The 9,787-nt window shown below is 69.5% G+C and carries 7 protein-coding genes; 4 read left to right on the forward strand and 3 right to left on the reverse strand.

From position 1 onward, the window contains the following. Positions 1-183 precede the first annotated feature (183 nt). Together ABZX37_RS06515 and ABZX37_RS06520 are read right to left on the reverse strand one after the other, a co-directional pair. Positions 184-1,506: a M20 family metallopeptidase gene (locus ABZX37_RS06515; RefSeq protein WP_354736629.1), complete on the reverse strand. Its 1,323-nt coding sequence runs from the start codon at positions 1,504-1,506 to the stop codon at positions 184-186. 37 nt (positions 1,507-1,543) lie between these two features. Continuing rightward, positions 1,544-2,305 (reverse strand): methyltransferase domain-containing protein, encoded by a 762-nt coding sequence (locus tag ABZX37_RS06520; protein ID WP_354736631.1) that lies wholly within the window; start codon positions 2,303-2,305, stop codon positions 1,544-1,546. A 166-nt stretch (positions 2,306-2,471) separates the two neighbouring features. Between ABZX37_RS06520 and ABZX37_RS06525 the strand changes: the two genes are divergently transcribed. From ABZX37_RS06525 to ABZX37_RS06540, 4 genes are all read left to right on the forward strand, one after another. Continuing rightward, on the forward strand, positions 2,472-3,398 hold the full coding sequence (locus tag ABZX37_RS06525; RefSeq protein ID WP_354736633.1) for a hypothetical protein: 927 nt from the start codon (positions 2,472-2,474) through the stop codon (positions 3,396-3,398). A 208-nt stretch (positions 3,399-3,606) separates the two neighbouring features. Further along, a complete protein-coding gene (locus ABZX37_RS06530) occupies positions 3,607-4,323 on the forward strand; it encodes a M50 family metallopeptidase (RefSeq protein ID WP_354736717.1) in 717 nt (238 codons plus the stop codon). Positions 4,324-5,074: 751 nt separating this feature from the next. Then, entirely contained in the window at positions 5,075-6,307 is a 1,233-nt protein-coding gene (locus tag ABZX37_RS06535) for an aldehyde dehydrogenase family protein (protein ID WP_354736635.1), read from the forward strand. A 32-nt stretch (positions 6,308-6,339) separates the two neighbouring features. Next, positions 6,340-7,446, forward strand: a complete 1,107-nt coding sequence (locus tag ABZX37_RS06540) for a dihydrofolate reductase family protein (RefSeq protein ID WP_354736719.1) — start codon at positions 6,340-6,342, stop codon at positions 7,444-7,446. A gap of 78 nt (positions 7,447-7,524) precedes the next feature. Here the strand turns inward: ABZX37_RS06540 and ABZX37_RS06545 are convergent, their stop codons facing one another. After that, positions 7,525-8,754 (reverse strand): chitinase, encoded by a 1,230-nt coding sequence (locus tag ABZX37_RS06545; RefSeq protein WP_354736637.1) that lies wholly within the window; start codon positions 8,752-8,754, stop codon positions 7,525-7,527. Between the last annotated feature and the right edge of the window lie 1,033 nt (positions 8,755-9,787).

The raw sequence follows: 9,787 nt of genomic DNA on the forward strand, positions 1-9,787 counted from the left end.
GCGCCGACAAGATCCCGCAATCGCTCGGTCCCCGCTACCGCCACGGCGTCAGACCAACCTGCGCGAACCTCCAGCCAAACCAGCGCGCAACTCCAGTCAAACCCGTCAAGCCGTCCGACGCACCTCCTCTCCAGTCTCGCGGCCCATCGTCATCTCCACCTTCTCCGTCTCTCCAGCCACGCGTCAGTCAAAGAAACTCGGCACGTCCAGAGCCCCTCCCGATGCCTCGAACTCGTCGTGCACGGCCTTGCGCAGGTCCGCGTCGGCGAGATAATCGGCGGCTGTCAGCGCCAGACCCAGCGCACCGTCGACGACCGCTTGATCACCCGTCGGCGACCCGGCGGCCTCGGCGAATTCTTTGGTGTGCAACGCGACCGTCGGCCCGGACACCGCGATCATCGGATGCAGCGCGGGCATCCGGAACGACAAATTTCCGAGGTCCGTGCTCCCGGTCAGGAACTCCGGCACGATGCCCGGTGGCAGCGGCTTCCGCCCGGTGCCCTCTTGGTTGACCGACCACCGCCCGGCCAGCGTGGTGTTGAACCGGATCGGCAGGTACGCAGGCTGCTCGTCCCAGTGCAATTCCACCCCGCAACCCGTCATTTCTGCTGCGCCCTGGGCGATCGAGGTCATCCGGTTGGCCAGGTCGCGCAGCGTCTCCGGGTTTGCCGACCGGAGGTAGAACAAAAGCGCCGCCCGGGCTGGAATCACGTTCGGCCGCGCGCCGCCATCGGTGAAGATGCCGTGCACTCGATCGCTCGACGGCAACTGTTGCCGCAGCGCGGACACTCCTTGATAGGCCGCCACCGCGGCGTCGAGCGCATTGCGACCCATGAACGGCTGCGCCGAAGCATGTGCGCCAACCCCGTGGAACACCATCTCCAGTTGTCGCCTGCCGAGGAACGGGTGCAGTGCGATGTCGTGGCTGAACGGATGCAGCATTATCACCGCATCGACATCGTCGAAGACTCCAGCCCGCGCGAGCGTTTCCTTGCCGCCACCGCCTTCCTCCGCGGGAGTGCCCACCAGCGACACGCGACCGCCGAGTCGTTCGGCCACTGCCGCCGCGCCGAGGAACCCGCCGGCTCCAGCTGTGCAAATAACGTTGTGCCCGCAGCCATGCCCCAATCCGGGCAGGGCGTCGTACTCGGACAGAACTGCGATGTGCGGCCCGTCGTTGTCCGGAGTTCCCGTGCGCAAGGCGGTATCCAGTCCGCCCAGCCCGACGGTGACTTCGTGTCCATGCGCACGCAGCAACTCGGCGAGCGCGCCGACTGACCGGTGCTCGGCGAACCCTTCTTCCGGATGCGCGTGCAGATCCTGACTCAGCGCGACGAGTTCGTCAGCTCGGGAACGCACTTCTTCTTCAACCGCGGCACGGGTTTCCGCGTCGGCTCCGGTGTGGTCGGAGCCGAGCGGTTCGGCGGCGGCGACGGCGTCGGCGGTGGCTTCGATGAGGGAACGGAGGTGGCTGTCGTCGGGCGGGACAGGTGCGGCGTGGGTCATGCGGGGAATGCTATCTCCGAACCCCGACAAAAATGGATCACCGCACGTCGGACAGTCGACCGGAGACGAGTTGGGCGACCCCGAAGTACTGCTCGTGCACCTCGTCGAAGCCATGCGCGCGCAGGCTGGCCGCGATCTCTCCGCGGTCGAACATGCGTTGCCCGCTGACGATTCCTCCTGCGGTGTCGGCGATCCGGGTCACCTGGCAGTCGCGGCGAGCGCTGGTGAGCAGGACGATCCGGCCGCCGGGACGCAGGACCCGGGTGAACGAATCAAGCGCGCGTTCCGGCTCGGCGAACATGTGCAGGGCGGCGAAACAGCAGATTGCGTCCACAGTGGACGGAAGCAGCGGCGGCTCGACCGCGTCGGCGCGAAGGTAAGTCACGGCCGGCGAATCAGTTTCTTCGACCGCGCGCGAAAGCATGCTGCGTGCGCCGTCCAAGCCGATCGCAAGCCCGTCTGGTCCCACTGCGTCCCCGAAGGCGCGCGTGAACCGGCCGGTCCCGCACGCGACGTCGAGCACGACCTGACCTGGCTGCAGCGAGAGACGTTCGGCGGCCAGGGCGACCTCGTCGGCCATGCTCGGGCCGCTGGGGCCTTTGAGGACGCGGCCGAGCACTGGCCGCCAGTAGCGTTCGTAGACCTGCGGCAGCAGTGTGGTGCGCATGAGCCGCTGCGTGAGTCCGGTGGGCGGCCCAGCTTGGGCAGCGTCGCCGAGCGTGTCGAGGAAGCCGTCGACCGTCGTGGCCGGTTCGCTGAGCAGGTCAGTGAGCCGTTGCTGGGTGCTGTGGTGGGGCACGGGGGTCCTCTCGGTGGGGATACCGGCAGTATGCGGCATCAGTGACTCCCTCGTTCGAGTGAAGATCGGCCCGATCAAGCGTTCGAGGCCCGGCATTGTCGGTGCCTGTTCCTAACGTCGTCCGCACGGTCTCCGACCCGCGGAGGCCAGCGAGGAGGACTGTCTGATGACCGCACCGATCCTGCGTCCGATCGACCTGCCCACGGGCGAAATCGCCGTGCACGGGGCCTTCGACCTGAGCGCCGCGGCGCAGTGGCTCGCCGCGGCGGGCCCGGTCGGATCCTTCGCAGCCGAGCCGGGCGTGCTGCGGTTGGCGTTCCCGGTGGAGGGGACCTGGACCCACGCCGGGGCAGCGATCCGGCAGAGATCCCCGGGCACGGTCGAAGTCGGCGTGGCGGCGCCGGTGGAGATCGCCGCGCGCGTGGTCTCGCAGGTGAGCCGGATGCTCTCGCTCGATGTCGACGAATCCGGTTTCGCCGAGGTCGCGAGCCGTGACTCCGTGGTCCGGCGGTTGCAGGCTCGCCACAGCGGAGCGCGCCCGGTGCTGTATTCGTCGCCGTACGAAGCAGCCTGCTGGACCGTGCTCACCCAAGGAATGCGTGCTCGGCAGGCGATGCGGTTCCGGGAACAGCTCGCGGTGCGACACGGCCGTCAGGTTGGCGACGATGGGCCGTTTTCCTTTCCCGCACCGCAGATTCTGGCCGAGCTGGGCGACGAACCGTTGGTCGGACCGTTCCGGCTCGCGCGCCTTCGAGCTGTCGCCCGGGCAGCAGCCGATGGGCGTCTGGACGCTGAAGAGCTTCTGGCGCTGTCGATCCCCGACGCGATGACGCGGCTGTGCGCGATCCCGGGCATCGGAGCGTTCTCCGCCGAGCAGATCCTGCTGCACGGCGCGGGACATCCCGATCTCTTCCCGCGGCTGGACACTCAGCTTCACCAGATGCTGTGCGCGGAGTACGCGCTGCCTCCAGACACGCCGCCGGACGAGCTCGAACCGCTGGCTGAGGACTGGCGTCCGTATCGGTCGTGGGTCGCGCATCTCTTCCGGTTCGACCGGCTGAGGACGTCGGAGTCCGGGGAGGTGGCGGACTGAGCGGTTGCTGAAGTCGCGGATCGACAGGAGGGAGACGTTATGGAGTGAGGCTGCCGCCCATACCGAATCGCGGCCGACGGTTGTCGCCTGGGCACTCACAGGGGCCAAATAGCGCCTGTGGTGAGGTGTCCGCGTGACTACGCCTGTACTCGCCGTCTCGACTGTGCTCAGTGCTCGACCGGGTACCGGAGAAATCTCTGGTGCGGCCATGGCAGCGGGCAATGGGACAGTCGGTGCGGCGCTGGAACAGGCGAACACGCCCAGCGTCATCACGTTGGTCACCGGCGGTATCGCCTTGCTGGTGGTGCTCGCCGGCGGGACGCCGTGGCGGTTCGCCCGCAACGTCATCACGATCGTGCACGAGGCCGGCCACGCGCTGGCAGCGGTGACGGTCGGGCGACGGCTGCGGTCGATCCGGCTGCACTCGGACACCTCCGGGGTCACCGTGTCGCGCGGCAAGCCTGAGGGTCCGGGCATGGCGTTCACGGCCTTGGCCGGGTACGTCGCGCCGTCGGTCTTGGGGCTGCTGTTCGCGAGCTTGGTCGGGGCTGACCTGATCACCGCGGTGCTCGTGCTGGTCGCGTTGCTGCTGCTGGGTGTGCTGATCATGGTGCGCAACGCCTACGGCGTGTTCACGGTGGTCGCGAGTGCCATCGTGCTCGGGCTCGTGGCGCTGGTCGCGCCGAAGGTCGTGCAGGCGCCGTTCGTGTATCTGCTGACGTGGTTCCTGCTGTTCGGCGGGGTCCGGCCGGTGGTGGAGCTTCAGCTCAAACGGCGACGTGGCCAGGCGCGGGACTCCGACGCAGATCAGCTCAGCCGGTTGACCGCCGTGCCCGCGGTGTTGTGGGTGCTGGTGTTCGGCGTGCTCACGGTGAGCTGCGTCATCGCGGGCGGGCTATGGCTGTTGCAGCCGTTGGCGTTGTGATGCTGCCGCTGCGGTTCTGGCCTGTGGCGAGCTGACGCGCGGACTAGCGGCTCGGTCGCGCGGGGCGAGCTGATACGCGGGCTAGTAGCTCGGTCGCGTGGGATGACTGCGTGGGGCCGCTGGGTTGCAGCGGGAGCGGTCGGTGGTGCGGCGGCGACGTCTGTGGACGTCGAGTTGCTGCGAGACCGGTGGTTGGACTGCGCGAGCTGACGTCGTGAGTGCACGGCTGCGGTGGAGCGGCTTGTCGTGGGCTGGCACCGGTGCGGGCGGGCAGCTGCTGGGGTGCGTCGGTTGACGTCGTGGGGCGCTGGGTTCCGTCGTGGTGTTGGGCACTGGTGACGCTGTGGGTGTCGTGGGCGTGGGGCTCTGCTGTGTGGCTCCTCGGGCAGTTGTGGGGCCTCGCGGTCGCGGCTTGTCGCCTGGCCTGGACCGCCGTCTGTGTTCGCGGTGGTTGGCGGGCTGAGCAGGTGGCACGGTGGGGTCGGCGCGACCGCGTGGCGGTGTGACGATGCGATCGCGGCCTGGGCACCGGCCGGACATCAGCAGCGCCGGTGGCTGGCTTGGGGCGTGTCCTTGGCTACGGCGGTGGACCGCGGGCGGAGACGCACCGGTCGTGAGCGGCGGCGTTGTCGACCATGTTGTCCACCAGGCGACTGGCGCGGCGAGTGTCCCGAGGGCTGAGCCCGTCGTCTCCCCATGTGGGCGGTACGGCAGACTGGACGTCTGCTGAGCCGCCGGAGGGAGACAGGCGATGGACGAGGTCGCGAAGGCCGTCGAGGAGTGTGCGCGGGCGGCGAAGGCGGCTGCGCCGTCGTTGGCTGCCGCCGGGGACGACGCGGTGGACGCGGCGCTCGTCGGGATGGCGGAGCGGCTCGTCGCGCACCGGGACGAGGTGCTTGAGGCCAACCGGGCCGACGTCGCCAAGGCTACGGCCGACGGGATGAGCGCTGGTCTGCTCGACCGGCTCGCCATCACGCCCGAGCGGCTCGACGGGATGGCCGCGCAGCTGCGGTTGCTGGCTGGCGCGCCGCACCAGGAGCGGTCCGTTCCGGTGTCCACGTTGGACGGTGGGCTGCGGCTGGTCGAGCGGCGGCGTCCGGTGGGTGTCATCGGCGCGAACTACGAGGCGCGGCCGAACGTGACGGTCGATGTGGCGTCGCAGTTGGTCAAGTCGCGCAACGGCGGCGTGCTGCGGACCGGGTCGGCGGCGCTGGGCTCGGCGCAGCGGCTGCGGGACGTCGTGATCGCGCCCGCGCTCGAGGCTGCCGGGATCAACCCGGACGTCGTGCAGCTGGTTCCGCGTGTTGAGCGGGAAGCGGCGTCGGCGCTGGTTCGGTTGCCTGAGCTCGTGCCGCTCGTCATCCTGCGCGGCAGCGGCGACAGCACGCGGGCGTTGGCGACTGAGGCCGCCGTGCACGGGGTGCGCACGTTGGCGCATGCCGACGGTGGCGGGGTGCTGTACGTCGACGCTGCGGCGGACGCGGGCAAGGTCCGGGACCTCGTGTTCTCGAGCCTCGACCGGCTTGGCGTCTGCAACCGGCTGAACCTGCTGCTGATCCACGAGGACGTGCACGACACGGTGTGGCCGCAGATCGAGTCCGCGCTGGCCGAGCGTGGTGTCACGCCTTCGCTCGCGCCGCACGAGCATCCGATCGGCTACGAGTGGGCGCTGGACTCCGAGCGGGAGGCGACCGTCACGGTGGAGAAGGTCGGCGGGCTCGTCGACGCGGTCGAGATCGCGAACGAGCGCACGTCGGGGCTGGCCGCGGGGATCGCGACCGAGAACCCGGCGGCCGCGGAGCAGTTCTTCGACGGCTACACCGGCACCGGCGTGTTCTGGAACGCGCCGACCCGGCTGCTGGACGGCTTCAAGCTGCTCGCGGTGCCCGAAACCGGCATCAACCTCGACCGGGTGCCGGGTCCGCGCGGACCGGTGACCTACACCGACCTGTACGTCCGCCAGTACGCCGTGGTGCCTGCCTGACCTGGCCGGAGCACGATGAGCGGATGGGCACGATGACCGGGCGGCCGCACGTCCTGCTGTCCGCGGCGCAATCGCTGGACGGCTACCTCGACGACGCCGGCAGCACGCGTCTGATCCTGTCGAACGAGGACGACTTCGCAGAGGTCGACCGGCTCCGCGCCGAGGCCGACGCGATCCTCGTCGGCGCGGGCACGGTGCGGGCCGACAACCCGCGGCTTCTCGTGCGCTCCCCCGAGCTGCGCCGCGAGCGCGTCGCGGCGGGGCGGCCGGAGCAACCGGTCAAAGTGACGGTCACGAGCAGCGGCAAGCTGGATCCGGCGTCGCGGTTCTTCACCGTCGGGGACACCGAGAAGCTCGTCTACGCGCCGCGAGGTAGCGCGGACAGTCTGAGCGCGGTCGCGACTGTGGTGGATGTCGGCACTCCGCCGCAGCTCGAGCGCGTCTTGGACGACCTCGGCGCGCGGGGGATCCGGAAGCTGCTCGTCGAGGGCGGCGGGGCGGTGCACACGCAGTTCCTCGACGCCGGGCTCGCCGACGAACTCCGGCTCGCGGTCGCGCCGATCATGGTCGGCGATCCGCGAGCGCCGCGGTTCCTCGGGCCGGGTGCGTTTCCGCGACCGTTGGAGCTGACGGAAGTGCGGCGGCTCGGGGACATCGCGGTGCTGCGGTATCGCGCCGCGGCCGAACCGTCGTCGCTCGATCTGCTGCGGTTGCGGCAGGCCATCGAGCTTGCCGACGAGTGCCCGCCGAGTTCGACGTTTCGGGTCGGCGCGGTCGTCGGGCTGCCGGACGGGACGGTGCTCGCCACCGGGCATTCGGGCGAGGGCGATCCGCGAAACCACGCGGAGGAGTCCGCGCTGGCGAAACTCGATCCGCACGATCCGCGGCTCGCCGACGCGACCATGTACAGCTCGCTCGAACCGTGCAGCGATCGCGCGTCCCATCCGAAAAGCTGCACGCAGCTGATTCTCGAAACGGCCATTCCGCGGGTGGTGATGGCCTGGCGGGAACCGTCGTTGTTCGTCGAGGCCGAAGGGGTCGAACGGCTTGTCGCGGCCGGACGGCGGGTGATCGAGGTGCCGGCGCTGGCCTCGGAGGTCCGCCGGGCGAATACGCACCTTCCCGGCGTTCGTCCCTGATTTTCTCAACGCGATCGACGGATCGGGCGCTGCGGCACGGAATCCGCGGCGCAGCGCCCGATCGGGAAAACTAGCCGGTCAGCAGCCTCCGTTGTCGGTCCAGACGCCCCACTGGCCGGTCGTGCCGGGCTCTTCGCCCTGGGTCCACCATTTCGCGGTCCATTTGTGGCTGTTGTGCGCGACCACGGTGCCGCCGGTGTAAACCTGCGTTTTCTGCCATTCCGGTGCCGAACAGGTGCTCGGGGGATTGCTGGTCGGACTGGTTGGGCTCGTCGGGCTCGTCGGCGGAGTGGTCTGCGGAGGGGTCGCGCCGGCGAAGCGGGTGGTGAACTTCGTGAAGTCCCAGTCGTTTTGCTGGACGTTCGAGCACACGCTGTTGTCGGTCGTCGTCGTGCACTGCCGGTCGCGGTTCACTGCCCAGAACGTGAACCGGCCGAGGTGGTGGCTGGTCGCGTAGTCGTACACGGTCTGGAAATCGGAAACGTTGAAGAATTCCGACGAGTCGGATTTCCCGTTCATTCCCGAGAAACCCTCGTGCGAATACGCGGTGTCGCTGTCCCAGCCGAGGTGGCTTTGGAGCAGGCCGTGGAACGCTTCCAGCGCCGACACCTGCGACGCGCCGCCGCCGGTGAAGCCGCCGTCGAACGGCATGATCGAGAAGTCGTTGGGGGAGAAGCCGATCGACTTCGCCTGGTCCAGCAACTGGGTGCCGAACCAGCCGGTGCCCGCGGCGGTTCCCGGCATGGTCACCGAGACGAACAGACCGGGGTTGTCCGCCTGCAGTTTCTTCGCCGCGCCGAGTTCGTTCGCGATGGCCGCGGTGTCTTCGTACTCGGGTTCCTCGAGGTCGAAGTCGATGGCCTTCAGGTTGTATTTCGCCACGACCTGCTGGTAGGCGGCGGCGGTCGCGTCGACAGTGCCGCAGGTCTGGCCCAGCTTCGTGCCGCCGTAGCCGCCGACCGAAACCGACACGTCGCCGCCGTTGCCGCGGATGCGGTTGATCGCGTCGCCGACGGTCGTGTCCGAGGAAACCGGCGTGGTGCCGTCCCAGGTGGGACTGCATCCACCGCTCTTGGGCGCGAGGATGAAGGCCAGCTGGAACGCTTTCTGCCCGGTCGCGTTCATGACGGTCACCGGGTCGGGCGGGTTGTTGCTCTGCGGCATGAGGTACGGCGCGGCGGCGTACCAATTGTTGTCGAGGCCGGTCGACGTCCCGGTCTGCGCGTGGGCGGTCGCGGCCACGACGGCAGCTGCTCCGGCCACGGTAGCGGCGGCGACGAGTGTGGCGGCCAGTCTGCTTCGCTGCATCTGTCCTCCGGCGAACATGCGGAAAATTGATGCGGTAAGCATTGGACTAGACCATTATGAAGTCAAGGTGCGGTCGGCTGCTCTTGTCCGGAGGGGGACGGGTTCGGGGGGTATGCCGGAATTCGGATTCGGCGGGTTCACCCTTGTGGCGCAACGGTTCCGCGCAAAAGGATGCGGACCGCTGGGGCGAGTGGTCCGCTGGGGAAGAGGGGGAGACGGTGACGGTGCGGTTGGATTGGACGGGGGCCGCCAGGGGGCGCGGGGCGCGAACTGCGGTGGTCGGGCGACGGGGGAAGCTCGGACGGCTTGGTGCGTGGTGGCGGGAGCAGTGGTGGTGGCGTGGCTGGGCTGGGCGGGCTTGGCGATAGGGCCCGGGCTGCGGGTGGACGCGGGGCAGTCGCCGGTGGGGCGGCGATGCGGTTGGCTGGTGGGTTTGGCGGTAGGGGTTAGGGCGGTTGGGCTCGCGGTAGGGCTTCGGGCGGTTGGGTGCGGTGCAGACGCTGGGGGATGCGGGCGCGACCTCGCGCTCGATCCGGGGGCGCTGGTGGACGAGGTGCTCGGGCTGGTGGGTTTGGCGGTTGGTCGCAGGGCGGCTGCTGGTGGGGTCGGGACGCAGTCGGGCTTGGGACAGTGAGGCGCAGCGCGGGGGCTGGTGGAACGGTGCCGCGGTCGGCTGATGAGTTTGGCGCGGTAGAGGGTTTGGGCGGTTGGGTGCAGGGCGGGCACTGGCGGGTTTGGTGGTAAGGGCTTGAAGCAGGTCGGCGTTGGTGGGGCAGCCACGAGGATGCGCGGCTGGGCGCGGCGGCAGGCCGGGGGCAGCGCGGGCGCTGGAGGGGCGGCGTGCGTGGTTGGGGTGAGCCGCGCAGCCGGGTGATGGCGACTGGTCGGCACGGACGTTGCCTGGTCAGCGGTGAGGGCGGCTGGTCGGCATGGAAGGTGCCTGGTCAGCGGTGAGGGTGGCTGGTCGGCATGGAAGGTGCCTGGTCAGCGGTGAGGGTGGCTGGTCGGCATGGACGTTGCCTGGTCAGCGGTG

Origin of the sequence: Amycolatopsis sp. NPDC004079, assembly GCF_040610415.1 — a bacterium.
Taxonomy (GTDB): Bacteria; Actinomycetota; Actinomycetes; order Mycobacteriales; family Pseudonocardiaceae; genus Amycolatopsis; species Amycolatopsis halotolerans.